This window comes from Phenylobacterium sp., assembly GCF_025351295.1.
Taxonomy (GTDB): domain Bacteria; phylum Pseudomonadota; class Alphaproteobacteria; order Caulobacterales; family Caulobacteraceae; genus Phenylobacterium.
Window position 1 is genome coordinate 14657 of the sequence record NZ_JANXWD010000068.1, and the last position, 20366, is coordinate 35022.

General features: G+C 69.6%; 22 protein-coding genes. 16 read left to right on the plus strand and 6 right to left on the minus strand.

All coding sequences use genetic code 11. The features are described 5' to 3' along the window. Positions 1–83: 83 nt before the first annotated feature. Positions 84–1730, plus strand: coding sequence for an acyl-CoA dehydrogenase family protein (locus Q0R13_RS10465; protein ID WP_293903478.1), 1647 nt, complete (start codon positions 84–86; stop codon positions 1728–1730). A gap of 15 nt (positions 1731–1745) precedes the next feature. Here the strand turns inward: Q0R13_RS10465 and Q0R13_RS10470 are convergent, their stop codons facing one another. Both Q0R13_RS10470 and Q0R13_RS10475 read right to left on the minus strand, forming a co-directional pair. Continuing rightward, positions 1746–2384 (minus strand): TetR/AcrR family transcriptional regulator, encoded by a 639-nt coding sequence (locus Q0R13_RS10470; RefSeq protein WP_293903481.1) that lies wholly within the window; start codon positions 2382–2384, stop codon positions 1746–1748. 12 nt (positions 2385–2396) lie between these two features. Further along, entirely contained in the window at positions 2397–3050 is a 654-nt protein-coding gene (locus Q0R13_RS10475; protein ID WP_293903483.1) for a TetR/AcrR family transcriptional regulator, read from the minus strand. Between the two features lie 335 nt (positions 3051–3385). Here Q0R13_RS10475 and Q0R13_RS10480 point away from each other — a divergent pair, with 335 nt between their 5' ends. After that, complete coding sequence (locus Q0R13_RS10480; protein ID WP_293903485.1) at positions 3386–3583, plus strand: twin transmembrane helix small protein; 198 nt, start codon at positions 3386–3388, stop codon at positions 3581–3583. A 14-nt stretch (positions 3584–3597) separates the two neighbouring features. After that, a complete protein-coding gene (locus tag Q0R13_RS10485; RefSeq protein WP_293903488.1) occupies positions 3598–4173 on the plus strand; it encodes a cob(I)yrinic acid a,c-diamide adenosyltransferase in 576 nt (191 codons plus the stop codon). A 1-nt stretch (position 4174) separates the two neighbouring features. Here Q0R13_RS10485 and Q0R13_RS10490 read toward each other — a convergent pair whose 3' ends face one another. Beyond that, positions 4175–4450: a hypothetical protein gene (locus Q0R13_RS10490; RefSeq protein ID WP_293903491.1), complete on the minus strand. Its 276-nt coding sequence runs from the start codon at positions 4448–4450 to the stop codon at positions 4175–4177. 151 nt (positions 4451–4601) lie between these two features. On the opposite strand from Q0R13_RS10490, the gene Q0R13_RS10495 reads away from it, so the two are divergent. The 4 genes from Q0R13_RS10495 (at position 4602) to Q0R13_RS10510 (ending at position 7518) form a co-directional block, all read left to right on the plus strand. Further along, positions 4602–5348, plus strand: coding sequence for an electron transfer flavoprotein subunit beta/FixA family protein (locus Q0R13_RS10495; protein WP_293903493.1), 747 nt, complete (start codon positions 4602–4604; stop codon positions 5346–5348). Beyond that, entirely contained in the window at positions 5349–6293 is a 945-nt protein-coding gene (locus Q0R13_RS10500; protein ID WP_293903496.1) for an electron transfer flavoprotein subunit alpha/FixB family protein, read from the plus strand. It begins immediately after the preceding gene. 52 nt (positions 6294–6345) lie between these two features. Continuing rightward, on the plus strand, positions 6346–6534 hold the full coding sequence (locus Q0R13_RS10505) for a hypothetical protein (protein WP_293903499.1): 189 nt from the start codon (positions 6346–6348) through the stop codon (positions 6532–6534). 105 nt (positions 6535–6639) lie between these two features. Continuing rightward, positions 6640–7518 carry a 3-hydroxybutyryl-CoA dehydrogenase gene (locus Q0R13_RS10510; RefSeq protein WP_293903502.1) on the plus strand — a complete coding sequence of 293 codons (879 nt, stop codon included), beginning with the start codon at positions 6640–6642 and terminating at the stop codon, positions 7516–7518. 4 nt (positions 7519–7522) lie between these two features. On the opposite strand, the gene Q0R13_RS10515 is transcribed toward Q0R13_RS10510, so the two are convergent. Then, positions 7523–9013, minus strand: coding sequence for a sulfatase (locus Q0R13_RS10515; RefSeq protein ID WP_293903505.1), 1491 nt, complete (start codon positions 9011–9013; stop codon positions 7523–7525). Between the two features lie 155 nt (positions 9014–9168). On the opposite strand from Q0R13_RS10515, the gene Q0R13_RS10520 reads away from it, so the two are divergent. From Q0R13_RS10520 to Q0R13_RS10545, 6 genes are all read left to right on the plus strand, one after another. Further along, positions 9169–9546 (plus strand): YciI family protein, encoded by a 378-nt coding sequence (locus Q0R13_RS10520; protein WP_293903508.1) that lies wholly within the window; start codon positions 9169–9171, stop codon positions 9544–9546. Continuing rightward, complete coding sequence (locus tag Q0R13_RS10525) at positions 9543–10808, plus strand: RNA polymerase sigma factor (RefSeq protein ID WP_293903511.1); 1266 nt, start codon at positions 9543–9545, stop codon at positions 10806–10808. Before Q0R13_RS10520 ends, Q0R13_RS10525 begins: the two co-directional genes overlap by 4 nt. A 179-nt stretch (positions 10809–10987) precedes the next feature. Next, entirely contained in the window at positions 10988–12247 is a 1260-nt protein-coding gene (locus tag Q0R13_RS10530; protein WP_293903514.1) for an EAL domain-containing protein, read from the plus strand. A gap of 77 nt (positions 12248–12324) precedes the next feature. Further along, positions 12325–13188 carry a TIGR01459 family HAD-type hydrolase gene (locus Q0R13_RS10535; protein ID WP_293903517.1) on the plus strand — a complete coding sequence of 288 codons (864 nt, stop codon included), beginning with the start codon at positions 12325–12327 and terminating at the stop codon, positions 13186–13188. Positions 13189–13268: 80 nt separating this feature from the next. Continuing rightward, positions 13269–13691: a MaoC family dehydratase gene (locus Q0R13_RS10540; protein ID WP_293903520.1), complete on the plus strand. Its 423-nt coding sequence runs from the start codon at positions 13269–13271 to the stop codon at positions 13689–13691. Between the two features lie 16 nt (positions 13692–13707). Continuing rightward, positions 13708–14664, plus strand: a complete 957-nt coding sequence (locus tag Q0R13_RS10545; protein ID WP_293903523.1) for a bifunctional riboflavin kinase/FAD synthetase — start codon at positions 13708–13710, stop codon at positions 14662–14664. A gap of 12 nt (positions 14665–14676) precedes the next feature. Here the strand turns inward: Q0R13_RS10545 and Q0R13_RS10550 are convergent, their stop codons facing one another. Further along, a complete protein-coding gene (locus Q0R13_RS10550; RefSeq protein ID WP_293903526.1) occupies positions 14677–14886 on the minus strand; it encodes a hypothetical protein in 210 nt (69 codons plus the stop codon). Between the two features lie 486 nt (positions 14887–15372). On the opposite strand from Q0R13_RS10550, the gene Q0R13_RS10555 reads away from it, so the two are divergent. From Q0R13_RS10555 to Q0R13_RS10565, 3 genes are all read left to right on the plus strand, one after another. After that, positions 15373–15957, plus strand: a complete 585-nt coding sequence (locus Q0R13_RS10555; protein ID WP_293903529.1) for a hypothetical protein — start codon at positions 15373–15375, stop codon at positions 15955–15957. A gap of 74 nt (positions 15958–16031) precedes the next feature. Continuing rightward, complete coding sequence (gene ald / locus Q0R13_RS10560) at positions 16032–17144, plus strand: alanine dehydrogenase (protein ID WP_293903532.1); 1113 nt, start codon at positions 16032–16034, stop codon at positions 17142–17144. Positions 17145–17230: 86 nt separating this feature from the next. Beyond that, entirely contained in the window at positions 17231–18091 is an 861-nt protein-coding gene (locus Q0R13_RS10565; protein WP_293903535.1) for a dienelactone hydrolase family protein, read from the plus strand. A gap of 43 nt (positions 18092–18134) precedes the next feature. On the opposite strand, the gene Q0R13_RS10570 is transcribed toward Q0R13_RS10565, so the two are convergent. Continuing rightward, the gene (locus Q0R13_RS10570; protein WP_293903538.1) at positions 18135–20354 is read right to left on the minus strand and encodes an NAD(P)-binding protein; all 2220 of its coding nucleotides are present in this window, start codon (positions 20352–20354) and stop codon (positions 18135–18137) included. Positions 20355–20366: the final 12 nt, after the last annotated feature.

Here is a 20366-nt window from a genome sequence, read left to right on the forward strand (position 1 = left end):
GATGGGCGCTTCCTGTTCTCTTGGGCTCGCCTAGAAAGCGGAATGACCTTACGCAACGCAAGCTTGCCTATAGTCAGGATCCCATGAACCTCGTCGTCCCGGACCTTCTCGACCTGCTGGACCGCGCCGCGGACGAAGCCGCTGCGCTGGTGGCCGCGATCACCGGCTCGGTGGGCGGGCGCGTCCGCAGGGGCGACCGGCTGGACCGCGCCGCCCTGGACGCCGAGCAGCACATCGCCCACGGCCTGGCCTGGGCGGCGGCCTATGCCGAGACCCTGCGCCAGACCGCGACCTGGGGCCGGGCGCTGGACGCGCAGGGGCGGTTCGGCGAGGCCGAGGCCCTGCCGGCCCAGCTGCTGGCGCACGAATATATGAGCCAGCTGGCCGGCGGCATCCCGATGAACCAAGCGGAGATCTTCCGGCCCGCCGATGTCTTCCACCCGGCCGAGCGGATGACCCACCTGATCGGGCGGCTCAGGCTCGGCGCCTCGCAGGCGGCCAAGTCGCGGATCGTCGAGCTGCTGGACCGGGCGCGGGGCCGGCCCTCGCTGGAGGCCAGCGGCCTGGATGAGACCCTGGAGGCGGTGCGCGACCAGTTCCATGCCTTCACGGCCGAGAAGATCGCCCCCTTCGCCCATGGCTGGCACCTGCGCGACGAACTGATCCCGCTGGCGCTGCTCGAGGAGCTGGGCGCGCTGGGGGTGTTCGGCCTGACCGCGCCGGAGGACTGGGGCGGGTCGGGGATGGGCAAGGTGGCCATGTGCGTGGTCTCCGAGGCTCTGTCGCGCGGCTGGATCGGGACCGGCTCGCTGGGCACCCGCTCGGAGATCGCCGCCGAGCTGATCCTGGCGCACGGGACCGCGGACCAGAAGCGCCGGTTCCTGCCGGGGATCACTTCAGGCGCGATCATCCCGACGGCGGTGTTCACCGAGCCGGAGGCGGGGTCCGACCTCGGATCGCTGCGGACCCGGGCGGTGCGCGACGGGGAGGTGTGGCGCATCCACGGCGCAAAGACCTGGATCACCCATGCGGCGCGCGCCGACCTGATGACCCTGCTGGTGCGCACCGATCCGGCGCGCAAGGACCACCGGGGCCTGTCGATGTTCCTGGCGCAGAAGCCGCGCGGCACGAACGCCGATCCGTTCCCGGCGCCCGGTATGAGCGGCGGCGAGATCGGGGTGATCGGCTATCGCGGGATGAAGGAGTACGAGATCGCCTTCGATGGGTTCGAGGTCCCGCACGCCTGCCTGCTGGGGGGCCAGGAGGGCCAGGGCTTCGCGCAGCTGATGGCGACCTTCGAGAGCGCGCGCATCCAGACGGCGGCGCGGGCCATCGGCGTGGCGCAGAACGCACTGGACCTCGCCCTGGACTACGCCCTGCAGCGCCGCCAGTTCGGCGAGCCGATCGCGAATTTCCCCCGGGTGGCCAACAAGCTGGCGATGATGGCGGCCGAGCTCCTGGGCGCGCGGCGGCTGGCGTGGTTCGCGGCGCGGACCAAGGACGAGGGCAGCCGCTGCGACCTGGAGGCCGGCATGGCCAAGCTGACCGCCGCCCGCATCGCCTGGGCCTGCGCCGACAACGCGGTTCAGATCCATGGCGGAACCGGGTTCGCGGTTGAACAGCCGATCAGCCGCATCCTCGCCGACGCCCGCATCCTGAACATCTTCGAAGGCGCTGGCGAGATCCAGGCGCAGGTGATCGCGCGCCGGCTGCTGGAAGGCGCGAACTGAGCGCAGCGCGGCTGCCTAAGGCCGCGGCGCCAGCCCTTCCACGATCAGGCCGATCTGGCGGTTCATGGCGGCGATCATCGCCTGGGCGTCGGCGTCGTGGGTGATCACCAGCCGGTAGGTCCAGGCATAGGCCGCCATGATCAGGTCGACGACCTCGTGGCAGTCGACGTCCTGGCGGATGTCGCCCAGCGCCTTGCCCCGCTCCAGGCACTCGATGACCGCGCCCATCAGCCGCGTGTTGTGGCCATAGGGCCGGGCGCCGGGGGACAGGGTCCAGTCGTAGGCGGCGGCGATATGCGACAGGAACAGCCGCACATTCCGCGCCTCGAACTCCAGGTGGATGGCGAACATCGTGCGCAGCCGGTCCGCCGTGGCGCCGTGCAGGTGCGGCATGACCCGGTCGAGTTCCGCATACAGCGGGTCGATCCGGGCCTGCATCACCTCGGAGAGAATCTCACCCTTGGAGGCGAAGGTGGTGAACACGCTGCCCACGGCCACGCCGGCGTGGCGCGCGATCTCGCGGATCGTCGTGCCCTGGTAGCCGTGGGTGTCGAACAGCTCCCGGGCGGCGGCGAGCACGCGCTGGCGTGTCGCCGCCTTCTGCGACTGTCTGGCAGCCGGCGGCCCGGGGACCCGTTCGACGTCGATCGTCATGCGTACCGTTGTCTAGCCGCGACGCGCGCCCGCCAGCAGGATGCGGATCTGTTCGCGGGCCCGCGCCTGGAGCGCGTCCAGGCTCCAGCCCTCGAAGATCGCCTGCGGGAAGTTCGACAGATAGGTGTCGAACAGCATCTGGCTGCGCAACTTCACATCGGCTTCCTGGGACAGCTCGCCGCGTTCGATGGCGGCGTTCAGCTGTTCGCCGAACAACTCCTGGAAGGGCGTCGTCGACGACGGGAGACCGCGCAGCGTGGGGCCGCCGTCCTTGTCCCACGAGACGCTGAACGCGGCGCGGGCCAGCTGCAGCCGGGACTTGTAGAAGGTGTAGCCGGCCATGAAGACCTTGAGCACGGCGTCTTCGACGTTGCGCCCGCGGGTGGCGGCGTCGCGCATGGCGGCGGTGAGGGCCTCCATGTCGTCGACCATGATCTCGCGGAACAGGTCGGACTTATCCGAGAAGTTGGCGAAGACCGCGCCGGTGGACATGCCGGCGGCCGCGGCGATGTCGCGGATCGTGGCGCCTTCGTAGCCTTCTTCACTGAACAGGCGGCGGGCGGCGGCGAGGACCTTCAGGCGGGTCTGCTGCTTGGCCAGCGCGCGGCGGGTGGGGGCGCGCGCCGGACTGTCGGCGGCGACCTGGTTCGGGGAGATGTGCTTCATTCGTCTCTTGAATTCACCGGAGGGGAACCCGGCGATCTTGGCTTTGGGGAGGGGGACCGGCGCCTGGAAAACGCGGCATACCGGCAGTGAACACGTTCGACAGACTCACGACGTGGGGATCGTTGAAGGCGTGAAACCTCTGACGGGTTCCTGGCCTTGGATCGGATGGACTAGAGGCTAAGCTCTTCTTCTATATGAAGTCCGGCAGCTCTGATTCTCAAGGTCTATCCGAACCGGCGCTCGTTGAACATGATCATCGCGCGCCGAGTCAAGTTTAAATTAGACTCAGGCTTTCGTGTGGCCTAGCGGCCCCGCTGCGACGTAAGGTCTCAGATATGGATATCTTCGACTATCTGATCTACGCGGCCCTGGCCGGCGTGAGCATTGTTCTGGCCCTGGGCATCTACGCCCTGTTCCGCGGCGGTAACTTCGGCCGCTCCTATTCCAACAAGCTGATGCGGCTGCGGGTGCTGATGCAGGCCATCGCGATCGCGGTGCTGGTGCTGGCGGCCTGGTGGCGGGGCCAGAGCTGACGAGGAGAGAGCCGATGGTGACCCTCAACCGTATCTATACGCGAACCGGCGACGCGGGGACGACGCGGCTGGCCACTGGCGCCCCGGTCAGCAAGGCCGATCTGCGTGTCGAGGCCTACGGTGCGGTCGACGAGACCAACGCCTGCGTGGGCCTGGCCCGCACCCAGCTCGGCGCCGACCCCGAGCTGGACGCCATGCTGGCGCGCATCCAGAACGAGCTCTTCGACCTGGGCGCCGACCTGTCGACCCCGCCGGCGGCCGATGAGGCGCCGGGATCGCGCCTGCGCATCCTGGACAGCCAGGTGGCGCGGCTGGAAGCCGAGATCGACACCCTGAACGACCGGCTGCCGGCCCTGCAGTCCTTCATCCTGCCCGGCGGGACTGCGGCGGCGGCGTCCCTGCACCTGGGCCGCACCGTCTGCCGCCGGGCCGAGCGCGAGGCGGTGCGGCTGGTCGAGGCCGGCGAGCCGGTGAGCGGCCCGGCGATGCGCTACATCAACCGCCTCTCTGACTTCCTCTTCGTCGCCGCCCGCTGGGCCAACGGCCAGGGCAAGGCCGAGGTGTTCTGGAAGTCCGGCGCGACGCGCTAGCTCACTTCGGCGCCGGCGCCGGCGTCGGGCCCACGGGCCGGCCGATGGCGCGTTTGGCCGCGGCTTCGGCCGTCTTGTCCTGGATGGTCTTGCCGGTGATGTCGGAGATCAGCACCGGCTGGGCGCAGACGCGGCTGGAGGGATCCCACCATTTGTGGGCCCCTTCGCACTTCTTCTGCGGCACGATCCAGCCGATCTGCCAGACCAGGACGCCCACCACCGCGACGGCGAACAGGGCGATGAAGATGAGCTTCAGGCGCTCGATATTCGGGTTCATGCGGCTCCTTTTACGTAAGGATAGGCGCCTCTGGCTAGCCGCCCCGACACGAACCCATGCGGGGCCGTGCGCTTGCAAACCGCGTCGGAACCGCTATTGCCCACCCGGCTCAATTCGTTCCGCAACCTATAATTTGAGGCGCTAGCAACCCATGAAGGTGTTGGTCCCGGTCAAGCGGGTGATCGACTACAACGTCAAGGCTCGGGTGAAGTCCGACCAGACGGGCGTCGATCTCGCAAACGTCAAGATGTCGATGAACCCCTTCTGCGAGATCGCCGTGGAAGAGGCGGTCCGGCTCAAGGAGAAGGGCGTCGCCACCGAAGTGGTCGCCGTCTCCATCGGCCCGCCGCAGGCCTCGGAGACGCTCCGCACCGCGCTGGCCATGGGCGCCGACCGCGCCATCCTGGTCCAGACCGACCAGGATCTGGAGCCGTTGGCCGTGGCCAAGGTGCTCAAGGCGATCATCGCCGAGGAAGCGCCCGACCTGGTGCTGATGGGCAAGCAGGCCATCGACGGCGACAACAACGCCGTGGGCCAGATGCTCTCGGCCCTGCTGGACTGGCCGCAAGCGACCTTCGCCTCGGAACTCACCATCGAAGGCGGCAAGGCCAAGGTGACCCGTGAGGTCGACGGCGGCCTGCAGATCCTGGAGGTCGACCTGCCGGCGGTGGTGACCGCCGACCTGCGCCTCAACGAGCCGCGCTACGCCAGCCTGCCCAACATCATGAAGGCCAAGAAGAAGGAACTCGCCGTGAAGGAGCTCGCTTCGGTCGGCGTCGACACCGCGCCACGCCTGAAGGTCGTCAAGGTCACCGAGCCGGCGAAGCGTGCGGCCGGGATCAAGGTGGAAACCGCCGGCGACCTCGTCACCAACCTCAAGACCGCGGGGGTCCTGTAAATGGCCGTTCTCGTCATCGCGGACCACGACAACACGACGCTGAAGGACAACACCCACAAGGTGGTCACCGCCGCCCTCGCCATGAGCGGCGACGTGGATGTCCTGGTGGCCAGCGCCTCGAGCGCCGCCCTGGGCGCCGCCGCCGCCAAGATCACGGGCGTGCGCAAGGTCCTGACCGCCGACAGCCCCGAACTGGGCCAGGGCCTGGCCGAGGCGGTGGGCGACCTGATCGTGGGCCTGATGGGCGGCTATGACGCCGTCCTGATCCCCGCCACCTCGCAGGGCAAGAACTTCAGCCCCCGCGTCGCGGCCAAGCTGGACGTGGCGCAGATCTCGGAAGTGATCGAGGTCGTCTCGCCCGACACCTTCGTGCGCCCGATCTACGCCGGCAACGCGCTGGAAACGGTGCAGTCGGCCGACGCCAAGAAGGTGCTGACCGTGCGTCCAACCGCCTTTAAGCCGGCGGCGGAAGGCGGCTCGGCCAAGGTCGAGGCCACCGCCCCCCCCGGCGCGCCGGCCAAGGTTCACTTCGTCGACCAGAAGATCGTCAAGTCGGCCCGCCCGGACCTGGGGGCCGCCAAGATCGTGGTCTCCGGCGGCCGCGCCATGGGCTCCGCCGAGGAGTTTCAGAAGGTCATCGAGCCCCTGGCCGATAAGCTGGGCGCCGCCGTGGGCGCCAGCCGCGCCGCGGTGGACGCCGGCTATGCGCCCAACGACTACCAGGTCGGCCAGACCGGCAAGGTGGTGGCCCCGGAGCTCTACATCGCCATCGGCATCTCGGGCGCCATCCAGCACCTGGCCGGCATGAAGGACTCCAAGGTCATCGTGGCGATCAACAAGGACGGCGACGCGCCGATCTTCCAGGTCGCCGATTTCGGCCTGGTCTCCGACTACAAGACCGCCGTCCCCGACCTGATGACCGCCCTGACCGCCGCCGGGAAGTAGATGCGCAAACCTATCCCGGCTCGTCGCGGTCGAGCGGTGCGGGCCGGGACCCTTGGCCTGGTCCATCGGCCGCCTGGTGGGGCCGTTCTGGAGCGACATCGCCTCGGATCTGGGGTTCTGGATCGTCTGCCGACGGGATAGCCGCAAGCTGCGCCGTATCGTCGCGCTGCGGAACTGGCTGCTTCCCGAGGCGTCAGTGGCGGCCGCAGCGGTATCGGGAACGCACCCGGACGCCGCGTGATCTTTTGCGACGCAGCAAAGCTCTTGCCGCACCGCGCCATACGCGTGTTAGAAAGCTGCCACGAATTTGAGCGGAAGCCGCTCAGAGGCATGGGGCCAGGTCTGCATGGTTGACATCAAGACGGTCGGCGTCATCGGCGCGGGCCAAATGGGTTCCGGCATCGCCCACGTCATCGCCCTTGGTGGCTACGACGTCCTGCTCCATGACGTGAGCCCGGAACGGATCGACCAGGGCATCGCCCAGATCGAGAAGAACATGACCCGCCAGGTGGCCCGCGGGGTGATCGAGCACACGGCGATGGAAGCCGCCATCGCGCGGATCAAGCCTGCCCCCGAGCTGCAGATGATCGGCGCCACCGACCTGGCCATCGAGGCGGCCACCGAAAACGAAGAGACCAAGAAGGCGATCTTCAAGGCGCTGCAGCCGCATCTGGGCGCCAAGACCCTGTTGGCCTCCAACACCTCGTCGATCTCGATCACCCGCCTGGCGTCGGCCACCGACCGGCCGGGCAAGTTCATCGGGCTGCACTTCATGAACCCGGCGCCGGTGATGAAGCTGGTGGAGATCATCCGTGGCATCGCCACCGACGCCGACACCTATGAAGTCGCGGTCAGCTTCGCCCAGTCGCTGGGCAAGACCACCTCCAACGCCGAGGATTTCCCCGCCTTCATCGTCAACCGCATGCTGATGCCGATGATCAACGAGGCGATCTACACGCTCTATGAGGGCGTCGGGACGGTGGACGCCATCGACACCGCCATGCGCCTGGGCGCCAACCACCCGATGGGCCCGCTGGAGCTGGGCGACTTCATCGGGCTGGATACGGTGCTGTCGATCATGAACGTGCTGTACGACGGCCTGTCGGACTCCAAGTACCGCCCCTGCCCGCTGCTGGTGAAATATGTCGAGGCCGGCTGGCTGGGCCGCAAGTCGGGCCGCGGCTTCTACGACTACCGCGGCGACACCCCCGTCCCGACGCGCTGACCGGTCAGAGCACCGGCGGGCGTTCGTAGCCGGGGTCGCTGTAGGGCGGGTAGTCGTCGAAGATCGCGCCGCCGTCGATGGCGCGCGGGTCGCCGGTGGCGCGCAGTTCGGCCATCAGGCGCGCATCCATTGCCTTGACCACGGCCGCCTCCCCGGCCTCGCCCGCCAGGTCGGTCAGGGCGTAGGGATCGACCCGCAGGTCGTAGAGTTCGTGCGGCGGGCGCTTGGCCGTGGCGCGGTCGAAGAACGGTTTCACGTACGGATCGTCCTTCCTGGTGAGCAGTTCGGCCTTGGTCGGGCCCTGGTCCATGTCGGCGAAGCCGGAGTAGAGCTTCTGTTCGATGTCCTGGAAGGTGACGGTGCGCGTCGTCGGGTCGCCCGCCGGCCAGCGCTCGGGGTGGAAGTTGCGGATGTAGAGGTGGCTGGCGGTGCGCAGCGCCCGCATCGGATAGCCGTCGCCGGGCCTCGTGTGGCTGTCGATGTGCCGCTCCATGCAGCCGATCACATGGTCCCGCGGCCAGCGCCGGCCCGCCGTCAGCAGCGGCAAGAGGCTGAGGCCCGTGGCCTCCTTCAGCGGGGCCGCCCCGCTCGCCTCGACGAAGGTCGGGGCCAGGTCCATCAGGCTGACCATGGCCTGCGACACGCTGCCGGCCTTCAGTCGGGCGGCCTTCCACGCGATCGTCAGCGGCACGTGCCAGCCGGCGTCGTAGAGCGTCGCCTTGCCGCGCGGGAACGGCCAGCCGTTGTCGCCGGTCATCGCCACCAGAGTGTTGCCCAGCAGGCCCTCGCGTTGCAGCCGGTCCAGCATCTCCCCGGACTCGCGGTCGAACCGCTCCACCTCGAAGCGGTAGTCGACCATGTCGCCGCGCACCTCGGGCGTATCGGGCAGGTAGGGCGGCACGGTGACCGCGGCCGGCGAGATCCCGGCGGCGATGCCGGCCCCCTTCACGTAAGGCCGGTGCGGATCGTTGGTGCCGAACCAGAAGCAGAATGGCGCGCCGGGCGGCCGCCTGGCCAGGAAGGCGTCGAAGTCGTCATAGGCGTTGCCGGCTGGGTTGCGGGTGCGGCGCGCGGGGCCGATCTGGCCCGGCGCCCAGCCCTTGCGGGCATAGCCGACATGGTAACCGGCCGCCTCCAGCAGGTCCGGATAGACCTGGAACCGGCGCGGCAGGATGCTAGCCAGGTTCGCGCCTTCGGCCAGCCGCCAGGGCCATTGGCCGGTCAGCAGGGCGCCGCGCGAGGCGGTGCAGCTGGGCGAGGGGGAGAAGGCGTTCGGGAAGAACACGCCCTCGCGGCGCAGGCGCGTGAAGGTGGGCAGGTTGAGGTCGAAGCGGTCCTTCTGGTCCTCCGGCTGCCAGCTCCAGTCGTCGGCCAGCAGCAGCAGGATGTTGGGGCGCGCCCGCTGGCCGGCCTTCGGCGTCGCGCCTCGCGCCCCGGGCGCGGCGGCCAGGGCTGCCAGGCCGCCCACCACCGCGCGACGCTGCACCTCCGTCATCGACCCGCTCCCTCTGCCTGTCGCGCCAGATCAGGCCCTTGTGCGCCCCGGTGCAAGCGCTGCGGCGTCCGACGGGTTGCGGTCGTTAATTTTGCCTGCGGCCGTCGGCCTGGGGCATGGTCATGCGTCCTATGGCCGGATCCGGAGACCGCCCCGTGCTCTACGCCCTGCTCTGCTACAACGACGAGGACACCGTCTGGGCCTGGGACAAGACCCAGGACGGCGAGGTGATGGCGCGGCTGGCGCAGGTGCGGGCCCCGCTGGAGAAGGCCGGCAAGCTGGGCCCGTCGCTGCGCCTGCTGCCGACCACGGCGGCCACCACCCTGCGCAAGTCCGACCCGCCGCTGGTGATCGACGGCCCCTATGCCGAGACCAAGGAACAGCTGCTGGGCTTCTACATCGTCGACGTGGCGGACCTGGAGGAGGCGCTGGGCGTCGCCCGCCTGCTGGCGGACGCCAATCCAGGCGGCGCCTATGAGATCCGACCCCTGGCGGTCTACAATCCGGGTGCGCCGATGGCCGCCGGCGGATGACCGATCCGGCCTGGATAGCTGCGGCGATGACCGGCGCGCGGCCCCAGGCGGTCGGGGCCCTGCTGCGCTATTTCCGCGACCTGGAGACCGCCGAGGAGGCGTTCCAGGACGCCTGCCTGCGGGCCCTGAACACCTGGCCGAAGAACGGGCCGCCGCGCGATCCGGCCGCCTGGCTGATCATGGTCGGCCGCAACGCCGCCCTGGACGGGGTTCGGAAGCGCGCGCGGCAGACACAGCTGCCCGACGAGGCGGCGATCTCCGACCTGGACGACGTGGAGGACCGCGTCGTCGAGCGGATCGACGGGTCCGACTACCGCGACGACGTCCTGCGGCTGCTGTTCATCTGCTGCCATCCGGACCTGCCGGCGCCGCAGCAGATCGCGCTGGCGCTGCGCATCGTCTCCGGCCTGTCGGTGACGCAGATCGCCCGCGCCTTCCTGGTGGGCGAGGCGGCGATGGAACAGCGGATCACCCGCGCCAAGGCCCGGATCGGGGCCGGCGACGCGGCCTTCGAGACCCCGGGTCCGGTCGAGCGGGCCGAGCGGCTCGCGGCGGTGGCGGCCATGCTCTACCTGGTGTTCAACGAGGGTTACTCCGCCGGCGACAACACCGACCGCGCCCAGTTGAGCGGCGAGGCGATCCGGCTGACCCGGCTGCTGCTGCGCCTCTACCAGACCGAGCCGGAGGTGATGGGGCTGCTGGCGCTGATGCTGCTGCAGCACGCCCGCGCCCCGGCCCGGCACGACGCCGACGGGCGGATCGTGCTGCTCGACGACCAGGACCGCGGCCGCTGGGACCGCAAGCTCATCGCCGAAGGACTGGCCCTGATCGACAAGGCCCTGCGTCATCGCCGGCCGGGCGCCTATCAGGTGCAGGCCGCCATCGCCGCCCTGCATGCGCGCGCCGCCACCCCGGGCGACACCGACTGGGCGCAGATCGAGCGGCTGTATGCCAACCTGGAGCGGCTGACCCCCTCGCCGGTGGTGACGCTCAACCGCGCCGTGGCGGTCAGCAAGGTGGCCGGGCCGCAGGCCGCGCTGGAGATGATCGCCCCCCTGGCCGAGCGGCTCTCCGGCTACTTCCACTTCCACGGCCTGACCGGCGGGCTGAACCTGGAGCTGGGGCGCCATGAGGCCGCCCGCGTGGCCTTCGACAAGGCCATCGCGCTCGCCAACACCGCCGCCGAGGCCGCCCACATCCGCCAGCACCTGGACCGGCTCGCCGCGGACCATGCGACCCGTTCGGGGTCGTCCGGGCCTTGAGCCAGGGCGTTTGACGCAGCAGCGCGCCCTCCACCGTTCGCGGGCTGTGGCTGCGTGACGCACGTCGGCGCGCGCTCATCCCGATTCGGCGTTAACCATTCCGAACCGGGGCTATGGTTAATCAATTCGACCAGCCTGGAGTCCGCAACGGATACTCCAGGTGATTCGGAACGGGACCCATGCGGCGGCTCACCCTCGCGCTCCTCTGTGCGACCTACCTTTGCCTGTCGGCGATCGTGGCGCTCACCCTGTGGCGCAACGGGGCCGGCTGGGGTGTGGGCGTCTCGGCCCTGATGGGCTGCCTGGGCCTCTGCCTCGCGTCGCACGGCATGATCATGCGCGCCCTGGAGATGCGCGACCTGCGCGGCGAGGTCGAGGCCGTGCGCGACGCCCACCGCGTCCTGCTGGACCAGGTGGTGCGCCTGGACGGCCGGCTGGTCGACGTGGCCCGGGCCGTCGAGATCGACCTGTCCCGCTCGGTCGCGCTGAAGGGCGAGGTCCACCTGCTGGAGGACCTGGTGCATCAGATCGGCCGGCGGTTCGACGAGCCGCAAGCCCCCTATCTCGCGGCCCGCGGCGGCCAGCCGACGGCGGCGGCCCGGCCCATGGGCATGATGGAGATCGTCCGCGCGGCCCTGGCCGAGAACCGGGTCGACCTCTACCTGCAGCCGGTGGTGGCGCTGCCGCAGCGCAAGACCGTCTTCTACGAGAGCTTCTCGCGGCTGCGCGACGCCTCCGGCGCAGTGATCATGCCGGCCGAATACCTGGCCGTGGCCGAGCCGGCCGGCCTGATGACCGCCATCGACAACCTGCTGCTGTTCCGCTGCGTGCAGATCGTGCGCCGGCTGGCGCGCCAGGAGCGTCGGGTCGGCATCTTCTGCAACATCTCGATGGCCAGCCTGGGCGACGACGCCTTCTTCCCGCAGTTCCTGGACCTGCTGAAGGCCAACCGCGACCTGGCGCCGGCCCTGATCTTCGAGGTCGGCCAGGCCGCCTTCGAGGCCCGCACCGGCGTGCAGGCCCGTAACATGGCCAAGCTGGCCGACCTCGGCTTCCGCTTCAGCCTGGACAAGGTGACCAACCTCGACCTGGACCTGCAGGACCTCAGCCGCGCCGACGTGAAATTCGTCAAGGTGGCCGCCCAGACCCTGCTGGACGAGCTGACCGAGATCGACGACCGCCTGGTGCTTCGTTCGCTGCCCGACCTGGCGGCCGAGGACTTCGCCCTGCTGATGCGCCGCTACGGCGTTGAGCTGATCGCCGAGAAGGTGGAGAACGAGCGCCAGGTGGTCGACATCCTCGAGCTCGACATCGCCATCGCCCAGGGCCACCTGTTCGGCGAACCCCGCGCCATCAAGGACGCGGTCCTGGCCGAGGCTGGCGCCCCGCCGCCCGCCACCGTCGTCCAGATGCCCCAGCGCCGCGCAGCCGCGGGGTAAGGCCTCCTCTGCCTCTCGCGTCGTGGGGGCGAGGAGGTGTTCGCGGCGACGGCGGAGTGTGCTAACCGCCGCCCCAGATGACCTCCCCCACGCCGATCACCGGGCTCTCCGAGCTCGCGAGCCGCTACGATGTGCTGCTGTGCGACGTCTGGGGGGTGATCCACAACGGCTGCGAGAGCTTCCCCAAGGCCTGCGCGGCCCTGGCCCGGTTCCGGGCCGAGGTGGGTCCGGTGATCCTGATCTCCAACGCGCCGCGCCCGCATCCGCCGATCGTCGAGCAGATGGACAGCCTGGGCGTGCCGCGGGCGGCCTGGACCAAGCTGGTGACCTCGGGCGACGCGACCCGGGCGCTGCTGGCCGAACGGGCGCCGGGGCCGGTGTGGACGATCGGGCCGGAGCGGGACGCGGTGCTCTACGACGGGCTGGACCTGACGCTGTCGGGGCCGCAGGACGCCGCCTTCATCTCGGTCACCGGCCCCTACGATGACGAGATCGACGAGCCGGGCGACTATCGCGACCGCTTCATCGGCTGTGTCGAACGCGGGCTGGAGCTGATCTGCGCCAATCCCGACATCGTGGTGCAGCGGGGCGACCGGCTGATCTATTGCGGCGGCGCCCTGGCGCAGCTCTACGAGAGCCTGGGCGGCCGCGCGCTGACGGCGGGCAAGCCGTACGCCCCGATCTACGCGATGGCCCTTGCGGAGGCGGCGAAGGCCCTGGGACGGCCGGTCGATCCGACCCGGGTGCTGTGCGTCGGCGACGGGCTGCCCACCGACATTCGCGGCGCCAATGCGCGGGGGCTGGACGCCCTGTTCGTCGCCAATGGCATCCATGGGGCCGAGACGGTGGGGCCGGCGGGACTGAATAGCGCGGTGGTCGACGATCTTTTGCGGCAAGAGGGCCTAACGGCGCGCTGGGCTGTCGCCGATATGATCTGGTAGATGGCGCGCGTCGTCGGTCGGGGGTGCACGGTCCCGGCCGTCGCGGGTCGCGCGATGGAAGGGCTGTGAGGGGAGCTAGCGTGCAAGGTTTCTATTTCGACGAGTTGACCGTCGGCCAGACCGCTGAGATGAGCCGGGTGGTGGGGGCCGCGGATATCGAGGCCTTCGCGGAGGTTTCGGGAGACAGCAATCCGGTGCATCTGGACGAGGCCTACGCCAAGACCACCACCTTCGGGCAGCGGATCGCCCACGGCATGCTGTCTGCCGCCTACATCTCCGCCATCCTGGGCACCCGCCTGCCGGGGCCGGGCGCGATCTATCTGTCGCAGTCGCTGCGGTTCCGGCGGCCGGTGAAGATCGGCGACCTGGTGGTGGCGCGGGTGACGGTGAAGGCGCTGGACGAGAGCCGGGGCCACGTGACCCTGGAGACCGCCTGCGAGGTCAGCGGCAAGACCGTGGTCGACGGCGAGGCGCTGGTGATCGCCCCGCGTCGCGCCACATGAGGCGCCCGCGCATCGCATGAAGCGCATCCGGGTGATCCGCGGCTGGAAGGACCTGTCGGCGGGCGACCGCGGCGCGTCGGTGGCCATGGGCAGCTTCGACGGCCTCCACCTGGGCCACCAGCAGGTGATCGGCCTGGCCGCCGCGGCGGCGCAGACCCTGGGCGCGCCGCTGGGGGTGATCACCTTCGATCCCCACCCCCGGGTCTATTTCCGCCCGGACGAGCCGGCCTTCCGGCTGATGAAGCCTGACCAGCAGGCCCGCGCCCTGGAGAAGCTGGGCGTCGACATGCTCTACGTCCTGCCGCTGGAGGCCGAGCTGGCCGGGATGACCGACCGCGAGTTCGCCGCGCGCGTGCTCCACCAGGGCCTGGGCGCGCGGCATGTGGCGGTGGGCTTCGACAATTCGTTCGGCAAGGACCGCACCGGCAGCCCGGAGACCATGCGCGCCTATGGCCGGGAGATGGGCTTCGGGGTGTCGGTGGCCGCGCCGGTGGGGGCGGGTGCGAGTGACGCGGGGGAGGGCGACAAATACTCCTCCACCGCCGTGCGCGAGGCGATGCGCGACGGCCGGCCGGAAGCCGCCGCCGAGATCCTGGGCCGGCCGTTCGCCATCGAAGGGCCGGTGCAGCGGGGCCGGCAGCTGGGCCGCAAGCTTGGCTTCCCCACCGCCAACGTCGACCTGGCCGACTATGTGACGCCGCGCTTCGGGGTCTATGCGGTGCGCACCCGGCTCTCGGACGGGCGTGAGTTCGCCGGCGTCGCCAACATCGGGGTCAATCCGACGGTCCAGGGCGTCACCCGGCCGCTGCTGGAGGTCTGGCTGTTCGACTTCGACGAGGACATCTACGACCGCATCATCGAGACCGACCTGATCGCCTTCCTGCGCCCGGAGGAGAAGTTCGAGAGCCTCGAGGTGATGACCGAGCAGGTGATGGCGGACGCGCGGCGGGCGCGAGACGTGCTGGGCGTCTAAGTCGGGAGCGAGTCAATCGGGGTCGTCGTCCTCGGCCTGCCGCTGGACCTGTTCGGCGACCGGCGGGGGCGGCGGGACGATGGGCGTGTTCATCCCGAACAGCAGCAACAGCCCGCTGACCAGCACCGCGCCGCCGCGCTGGCGCCGGGCCAGCCCCACCGCCCAGACGGCGAACGGGGTGAGGACGACGGCGAGAGCCAGGGCGACCAGGGCGGCGATCAAGCGGCGGCGCTCCGGTGGGCGTGGAACCCACATGGGGGCGCGCGCGCCGCTTGTCATCCGGCAGGCATGGCCCCGGCCGTATCATCCCCCTGAGTTCCATCTCCCACAGGTGTCGTCCCGGTTTCGGCGCAGCCGCGCCCATCGCCCCGCCCACCGGGTGTCATCCCGGTTTTGGCGAAGCCAAAGACCGGGACCCACAAGCGCCCGAGCGGCCGAGTTCGCGGAAACGGCGCCGCCGCACTACCGCCCGGCGTGATTGGCGCGGGTGGGTCCCGGCCTTTCGCTGGCGCGAAAACCGGGATGACACCGGTGGAGTTAGGCGTGTGGGCGCGGAGAGGTCGCGCGGCGGCCATACCCAGCCATAGATCGCATGGCCGCAGGCTCGCATCTACCGTGAGATTTGAGGGGCGGAAGCATCCTGAAAGATGCCGTCCGAATTGCGACGGACGCCGAGCATCACTTCAGCTCGCAGACCAAAGGATCGACGTGCTCCACTTCTTCGATATTCACGAAGGCACAGGCAACTGGTTGGCGGCCTTGGCCACTTTTGCTGCGGTGTGCGCCTCACTCGGCATTGCTGTAGGCGGGTGGTTGTCGGATCGGCGGCGTCGGGAGGCGCAAGAAGGTGAACGACTGACGATTACCACCTCTCGGTACGCGGCACATGGGTGCCTGTTGCTGCATTTCACCTACCATCCACGCTGGAGACATTCCGGAATCGAAGTTCACGCCCGAATAGTAAAGCCGACGAATGCCTACCTTGTTCGAGCCGCCCGCCGACTCGGCTTGCAGGGCGACCGACAATGGATGGAGATTCAGATCGACCGGGTTGAACAAGCGAAGGCGGTGGATGTGCCGCTGGATTTTCGAGCGGGAGACCCAGATGAGGGCCTTCGTGGTGCTGTATTCGTCGTGAGCGGCCCAGGGGATCGGTGGCAGATCGATGGAGCTATGGTTGAACTCTCAGTGCATCAGATCGGCTCCGACGAGCCTTTGACCTCGTTTCGCGGATGGGTCAGCCCGATTGGTGAGGACCCGCGACGCTTGGCGCTGGAGCGACAGGAAATCTAGCCCCCCTTGACCCCGCAACGCCGTTCCCTCAAACCGCGCTACACCCGCAAATCCTTCCCCCCAGGAGCCTTCCCATGCGCGTCGGCGTGCCCCGTGAGATCAAGCCGGACGAGTATCGGGTGGGGCTGCCGCCAACGGCGGTGCGGGAATATGTGACCCACGGGCACGAGGTGTTCGTCGAGACCGGCGCTGGCGAGGGGGCCGGCTATCCGGACGCGCTCTATGTGCGGGCCGGGGCGACCATCCTGCCCGATGCGGGCGCGGTGTTCGAGGCGGCCGAGCTGATCGTCAAGGTCAAGGAGCCGCAGGCCGTGGAGTGGGCGCGGCTGACGCCGAAGCACATCCTGTTCACCTACCTGCACCTGGCGCCGGACCCGGCGCAGACCGAGGGGCTGCTGGCGTCGGGCTGCGCGGCCATCGCCTATGAGACGGTCACCGACGCCGCCGGCGGCCTGCCGCTGCTGGCGCCGATGTCGGAGGTGGCGGGCCGCATCGCGGTGTTCTCGGCCGGCGAGACCCTGCTGAAGCACAACGGCGGCATGGGCCTGCTGATCTCCGGCGTGCCGGGCGTGCCGCCGGCGCGGGTCTGCATCCTGGGCGGCGGGGTGGTCGGCGCCAACGCCGCGGTGATGGCCGCCGGCCTGGGCGCCGAGGTGGTGATCCTGGAGCGCTCGATCCCGCGCATGCGCTACATCGACGACATCTTCGCCGGCCGGGTGATCACCCGCTACTCTACCTACGACGCTGTGGAGGAGGAGATCCTGCGGGCCGACGTGGTGATCGGCGCCGTGCTGACCGCCGGGGCGGCCGCGCCTAAGCTGGTCCGCCGCGAGCACCTGTCGCGGATGAAGCCCGGCAGCGTTCTGGTGGACGTCTCCATCGACCAGGGCGGCTGTTTCGAGACCTCGCGGCCGACCACCCACAAGGCCCCGACCTACGTGATCGACGGGGTCGTGCACTATTGCGTGGCCAACATGCCGGGCGCCGCGCCGCGCACCTCGTCGGAGGCCCTGGTCCACGCCACCCTGCCGTTCGGGCTGGAGCTGGCCAACCACGGGCTGGACGCCCTGAAGCGCAACAAGCACCTGGCCAAGGGCCTGAACATCCTGGCCGGACAGGTGACCCACCCGGCGGTCGCCCAGGCCCTGGGCAAGCCATTCGTCGATCCCTACGGGGCGTGGAGCTAGCGGAGGTCTCTTCCGTCGGCTGAAATAACGTCGCAACATGGGCCCTGCGCTTACCCGCAAGATGACAAAGCCAGGGAGGCTCCCGCATGTGTGACGACGATATCCACGTTGGCCTGATCTACGATCCGACCGTGTCGCGCCGCACGTTCGGCCTGATGGCCGCCGGGGCCGCCACCCTGGGCCCCACTGGCGCCTATGCCGCCGACGTCGTCGAGAAGGACGTCAACGTCACGACCGCGGACGGCGTGGCCGACGCGGCGCTGTTCTACCCCCCCGGCAAGGGAAAGTGGCCGGCGGTGCTGATCTGGACCGATATCGCGGGCCTGCGGCCGGCGTTCCGCGACATGGGCCGCAGGCTGGCGGCGCAGGGCTATGTGGTGCTGGTCCCGAACCCGTTCTACCGCTCGGTGCACGGGGTGGTGGCGACGCCGGGCTTCGACTTCAACAAGCCCGAGGATCGCGCCCGGGTGATGGGCTATCGCGGCGCCATGACCAACGATGGGGTCGACAAGGACGCCACGGCCTATGTCGCCTTCCTCGACGCCCAGCCGCAGACCAACCACAAGAAGAAGGTGGGCGTGCAGGGCTATTGCATGGGCGGGCCTCTTAGCTTCCGCACGGCGGCGGCGGTTCCCGGGCGGATCGCGGCGGTGGGGTCGTTCCACGGCGGTGGCCTGACCACCAAGGCCCCCGACAGCCCGCACCTGCTGATCGCCAGGACCAAGGCCAGTTTCGCCTGCTGCGTCGCCCAGAACGACGACAAGACCCAGCCGGAATCGAAGGACATCCTGAAGGCGACCTTCGCCGAGGCCAAGCGGCCGGCCTCGGTGGAGGTCTACCCCGCCAACCACGGCTGGTGCGTCAAGGGCAGCGCCGTCTACGACGAGGCCAGCGCCGAGAAGGCGTGGGGCGTGCTGACGGAGCTGTACAAGACGAACCTGGCGTAGGGGTTGGGTCTCGCATTGCGGGAGACGTTGGCCGTCGCGATCCTCAGCCGACCCGCCGGGTGGGGGTCAGCGCCGCGGCGACGGGTGGCGGGGCGTGCGGCCGCGCGGTCGCTGACTGTGGCCGCGGGACAGTCGGATAGCCGATGATCGTCGACAGGGCCGGGGCTCCGCTCAGCGCATAGGAGGCCAGCTTGCCGCTCATTGTCGCGCCTTCGAAACTGCCGACGTTGAGGCCCGTGTAGATCCAGTCGCCGGCCAGCACGAGGTTCGCGAACCCCGAGCCCCAGGCCTCCAGGCGGCTGTCGACGCTGCCGGGCGGCGAGGTAACGTACCGTTCCGTAGGATCGATGTTGGCCCGCCAGAACTGGCTGTCGAAGCGCTGCACGCCCTGGGCGCGCGCCTCGCCTGCGCCGCCGTCGCGGGTGTCGACCAGCAGGTCGAAGTCCAGGCTGTTGGAATCGCCGGCCGGGTTGTTGGCCCGCACCGTGGCCTTGGGCAGCATGGTGCCGATCGAGGCCTGCAGGTACTGGATGCACTGGGCCTTCACCCGTTCCGACTGGCGGCGCGGATAGTCGGTGTCGCAGAACGGCGGCGGGGCCTCGTAGTCCGGCATCAGGCCGCAGAAGTACCAGAGCGCCTTGGGCTGGTTGTCCTTGGGCCAGCACTCCCACTGCAGCAGGTCATGGAACTCGGCGTTGCCGTTCGGCGGCGCGAAATAGGTGGCGCTCAGCGCCAGCTCGTTCTTGGCCGGATCGAGCGGCTCGGACCAGCCCAGCTCGTAGAGGTCGCGGGAGAGCCACAGCTGCATGGCCTGGGTCTGCAGCGCCGGGATCTTCGCGACCATCTCGCCCCAGGCCGGGTTCTCCGCGATCAGCGCCTCGCAGAGGTAGGGCGCGGCGCCCAGCGAGATGGCGAACACGATCTCGTCGTAGTCGACGCCATGGCGCAGCGTGTGCGGGGTCTTCAGGTGCGGGAAGTCCGCGGTGGGCCAGCCGTTCCAGTAGGACTCCAGGTCGATGCCGGTGGCGCGCAGATATTCGCCCTCCACCAGCTGGTCGTAGTGCGGCCTGCCCGGCCAGGAGGGCAGCCCCTTGACCTCGATCAGCGGCTGGTAGCCGGCCTGCGGGTCCTTCAGCGTCGCCTGGACGGTCATCTCGATGGCGCTGACCCGGGTGCGGTCGTTCGGGTCCAGGCGCAGGGCTTCGACCTTGCGGAAGAACTCGAACTTCACCCCGCGGCGCTGCAGCACCTCGTAGATCGGGGCCACCACGGTCTCGCCGGTGCCGGCCGCGAAGCTCCAGATCACCGAGCCCATGTACGCCGCCGAGCGGAGCGTCCAGTTGAGGAAGCAGCCCGCCGCCATGGCCGCCGCCCGGCTCGTGTCGCCGTTGGGGCTCTGGTAGCAGATGTTGACCGTGGTCATCACCACCGGCGACCGCAGGGTGGCGGCATGGATGCCGTGGCGGGTCAGCCAGTCGGTCCAGTTCTCCGGGTCGAGGACGTCGTAGCCGTTGACCTCGACGTTGTCGCTGAGCGCGCCGACGATCAGGGCGGCGTAGAAGTCGAGGGTCAGCAGCGCCTGGCGCAGGGTGTCGGCGTGGGCCGCGATCTTCGGATCGAGGTGGTTGATGGCGCTGACGACGCCGGAGATGAACGTCCGCGCGTCCTTGATCTCGCGGACCAGGGGATGGTCCGGCCCTTCCGACATCGGGACGCTCAGGGCCTGCTGGCGGGCCTTGCCGAGCAGGTCCGCGATGCAGTCGCCCACCGGCTTCGGCACGCCCGGCGTCAAGGTCAGCATCTGCGACACCTCCTCGATGATCGCGGCGATCGCGGTCTGGACGCCCTTGTAGGCGGCGCCGTCGGTGGGCGGGATGTCGTTGGCGGGCGCGCGCATCGGCCAGGGCTTCAGCCCGTTGTCCTGCCACTCCCACAGCATGGTGAAGTTGGAGCCGAGGAACGCCTCCTCGAAGGTCGCCAGTGGCTGGCCGGGCGCGCGGCCCAGCTCGGCGTAGACCTCGGACATCAGCGGCAGGGCATTGAAGTAGCTGCCCATGAAGCCGTGGATGCCATGCTCTTCGATGCGTTCGTTGGCGCCCCGCGACGAGGCGCACTTGCCCCCCAGCCGCCAGCCCAGCTGGTAGACGGTGACCTCGAAGCGCTCCTGCCAGCCCGGCTGGCTGGTGAGCTCGAAGGCCGTGGTCAGGCCCCCCATTCCGCCACCCAGGATGGCGATCTTCTGCGGCGCGGTCGTATTGGACATCTCAGCCATCCC

Bases quoted from the DNA above. Each gene is read 5' to 3' on its own strand.
- Q0R13_RS10465 (WP_293903478.1), top strand. From the start codon at position 84: ATGAACCTCGTCGTCCCGGACCTTCTCGACCTGCTGGACCGCGCCGCG.
- Q0R13_RS10470 (WP_293903481.1), bottom strand. From the start codon at position 2,384: ATGACGATCGACGTCGAACGGGTCCCCGGGCCGCCGGCTGCCAGACAG.
- Q0R13_RS10475 (WP_293903483.1), bottom strand. From the start codon at position 3,050: ATGAAGCACATCTCCCCGAACCAGGTCGCCGCCGACAGTCCGGCGCGC.
- Q0R13_RS10480 (WP_293903485.1), top strand. From the start codon at position 3,386: ATGGATATCTTCGACTATCTGATCTACGCGGCCCTGGCCGGCGTGAGC.
- Q0R13_RS10485 (WP_293903488.1), top strand. From the start codon at position 3,598: ATGGTGACCCTCAACCGTATCTATACGCGAACCGGCGACGCGGGGACG.
- Q0R13_RS10490 (WP_293903491.1), bottom strand. From the start codon at position 4,450: ATGAACCCGAATATCGAGCGCCTGAAGCTCATCTTCATCGCCCTGTTC.
- Q0R13_RS10495 (WP_293903493.1), top strand. From the start codon at position 4,602: ATGAAGGTGTTGGTCCCGGTCAAGCGGGTGATCGACTACAACGTCAAG.
- Q0R13_RS10500 (WP_293903496.1), top strand. From the start codon at position 5,349: ATGGCCGTTCTCGTCATCGCGGACCACGACAACACGACGCTGAAGGAC.
- Q0R13_RS10510 (WP_293903502.1), top strand. From the start codon at position 6,640: ATGGTTGACATCAAGACGGTCGGCGTCATCGGCGCGGGCCAAATGGGT.
- Q0R13_RS10515 (WP_293903505.1), bottom strand. From the start codon at position 9,013: ATGACGGAGGTGCAGCGTCGCGCGGTGGTGGGCGGCCTGGCAGCCCTG.
- Q0R13_RS10525 (WP_293903511.1), top strand. From the start codon at position 9,543: ATGACCGATCCGGCCTGGATAGCTGCGGCGATGACCGGCGCGCGGCCC.
- Q0R13_RS10530 (WP_293903514.1), top strand. From the start codon at position 10,988: ATGCGGCGGCTCACCCTCGCGCTCCTCTGTGCGACCTACCTTTGCCTG.
- Q0R13_RS10535 (WP_293903517.1), top strand. From the start codon at position 12,325: ATGACCTCCCCCACGCCGATCACCGGGCTCTCCGAGCTCGCGAGCCGC.
- Q0R13_RS10545 (WP_293903523.1), top strand. From the start codon at position 13,708: ATGAAGCGCATCCGGGTGATCCGCGGCTGGAAGGACCTGTCGGCGGGC.
- ald (WP_293903532.1), top strand. From the start codon at position 16,032: ATGCGCGTCGGCGTGCCCCGTGAGATCAAGCCGGACGAGTATCGGGTG.
- Q0R13_RS10565 (WP_293903535.1), top strand. From the start codon at position 17,231: ATGTGTGACGACGATATCCACGTTGGCCTGATCTACGATCCGACCGTG.
- Q0R13_RS10570 (WP_293903538.1), bottom strand. From the start codon at position 20,354: ATGTCCAATACGACCGCGCCGCAGAAGATCGCCATCCTGGGTGGCGGA.